The organism is Candidatus Hydrogenedentota bacterium, from assembly GCA_012523015.1.
Classification (GTDB): domain Bacteria; phylum Hydrogenedentota; class Hydrogenedentia; order Hydrogenedentales; family CAITNO01; genus JAAYBJ01.
Genome location: JAAYJI010000314.1, coordinates 1 through 2,222, shown reverse-complemented (window position 1 = coordinate 2,222; position 2,222 = coordinate 1). Strand labels below are relative to the sequence as shown.

At 50.8% G+C, this 2,222-nt stretch carries 3 protein-coding genes; all 3 read right to left on the bottom strand.

Annotated elements, in window-relative coordinates:
• On the bottom strand, positions 1 to 311 hold a 311-nt coding region (locus tag GX117_13745), incomplete at its 3' end, for an ABC transporter permease (GenBank protein NLO34394.1).
• Positions 312 to 313: 2 nt separating this feature from the next.
• Positions 314 to 1,072: an ATP-binding cassette domain-containing protein gene (locus tag GX117_13740; GenBank protein ID NLO34393.1), complete on the bottom strand. Its 759-nt coding sequence runs from the start codon at positions 1,070 to 1,072 to the stop codon at positions 314 to 316.
• Positions 1,073 to 1,084: 12 nt separating this feature from the next.
• Entirely contained in the window at positions 1,085 to 1,852 is a 768-nt protein-coding gene (locus tag GX117_13735; protein NLO34392.1) for an ATP-binding cassette domain-containing protein, read from the bottom strand.
• Between the last annotated feature and the right edge of the window lie 370 nt (positions 1,853 to 2,222).

The following is a 2,222-nucleotide window of genomic DNA, read 5'->3' as shown; positions in this document are numbered from 1 at the left end:
TGCACCAATACTGCCGCCAATGCCGCTAGGTGCATCTGTGCCTCCTGCCCGATGTTGAAAAACCCGTTGCGCTCGCACACAGCGAACGAGAGGGCAATGAACAGGATGGGTACGGCGAAGCGCAGGGTGAGATTGAGATAATAGGCGCTACCGAAAGCACCGTTCCACAGGGCTTTGAAAGCACCGAATGGGTCTTCGCCCACCAAGGCCACTACGAACCCTACCAGTAGCAGAGCCAATGCAAGCGCAAGAACCGAGGAGAGTAGCGATTCAAGCTTGTCATTTTGAAGTAGCCTTCTTACTTTTTCCATCCCTACAACTCCGCTCCGCTTTGGGCAACGGCGCCGCCCATGTACAATCCGATTTCTTCCTCGCTGGTGTTGGTGGGATCGGAAATCTCGCCGGAAAACGCTCCCTCGTACATCACCAAGATGCGATCGCTCAGGGCAAGCAGTTCCTCCAGATCGGCGGTGACCAGCAAAATACCGGTATTCTCAGTTTTTGCTTGGAGCAGTTGCTCCCGTACGTAATTGATGGCACCGATGTCCAACCCGCGCGTCGGATGGGCCACCACCAGCCCATCCGGCTTCTGCGCTAACGCTCTGGCCAAAATAAACTGTTGCAGATTTCCGCCCGACAGCGTTTTTGTTGAGGCACCTAGCCGGGCGCCGTATATATTGTATTCCTCGATGATTTGCGTTACCTCGGTGTCGATGACTTTTCGCCTCAGCATGCCGTACCGTGAGAAGCGGGGCGCGGACTCCTGCCCACATATGTAGTTTTCCTGTAACGTGGAAGAAAGGGATACCCCTAAGTTTATCCGATCCTCCGAAACATAACCAAGACCCTTTTTGCGGCGGGCGTGGGTATCCATCCTAGAGATGTCTTCGCCGCCCAAGCGGATGACGCCATGGTTTTGCCGTGCAAAGCCCATGATAAGGCGGATCAACTCATGCTGGCCATTTCCCTCCACGCCCCCGATGCCCAAAATCTCACCGCTACGCAAGGAAAAGCTAATGCCACGAATCAGGGGTTTTTTCTCGTTGATGTCGTAATAGTGCAGGTTATCCACCGACAGGACCGTCTATTCTCCAACAGTGTGGTGACGGCTTTCAATCATTTCAAAGCCGGCCTTCCCAATCATGGCAGCCGCAAGTTTTTCGCGGGTCACGCCCTGCATTGAATCCCACTTTCCTACCACTAGACCCCTGCGCATCACGGTGGTGCGGTCGGCCACAGCGATCACTTCGTTCAGCTTGTGGGATATATATATGATAGCTTTGCCGTCGTCCTTCAGTGTCTGGATGATTTCAAACAACTCTCGGGACTCCCGGGGAGTCAGCACGGCTGTGGGCTCGTCAAATATGAAAATTTTTGCTCCTTGGTACAAGGCCTTCACGATTTCAATCTTCTGTCGCTCCCCCATAGAGAGATCCTTAAGAAGCTGGCTGGGACGCACTTTCATTCGAAGTTTAGTGGCCAAAGTGCGTATGTCCTCGGAAGCCTTGGCGTAATCGACACAACCCAGCCGACTACGAGGTACGTTGCCCAAGATAATGTTCTCCACGATAGACATGTGGGTAATTTGCATGAAATTTTGATGTACCATCCCGACCCCGGCTCGAATGGAGCTTTTCACCGACGTGACGCAGGGCTTTCCGTCCACCAAAATAATCCCGTTGTCGGGAGCATACATACCGTACAGTAGACGCATCAGAGTGGTTTTCCCCGCTCCGTTTTCGCCAATCAACGCATGCACTTCACCATAATTCAAGTCGAAGCAGACATCTTCATTAGCTTTCAACGACCCAAAGCTTTTGCACGCGTTGCATATTTCCACCGCTTTACCCATTGCACCCCTCTCTGCACCGACCTCAAGTTATAGCCTGTACTATCACCTATATACAAGATAGCCATGAAATTGACTTTCGTCAACACTGTCGAACTTTTATCTGTGGAAAAACTATTCACTAATACGTTAATATTTCTATAAATCAAGAGGTGTTTATGCAAAACGGAAAATTCTCTATTGAAATTTACGGTAATATAGGGTCTGCTGAACCGTTAACTACCGGACGGAATCGGCCTCATGAATGCGAATGAGAGGCGGTAAAACCTCCAAAAAAGCGTCCGGGAAAAGAGGTCAAAAAGATCTCTGAGGATCTTTTGCAGGTTCATCACCAAGATGGAGAGATGAATCTGTGTTTCACTGGTCTCCTTGA

What these genes read in the sequence shown, in the direction of transcription:
- GX117_13735 (NLO34392.1), bottom strand. Translation starts at nt 1,852, where the DNA reads ATGGGTAAAGCGGTGGAAATATGCAACGCGTGCAAAAGCTTTGGGTCG.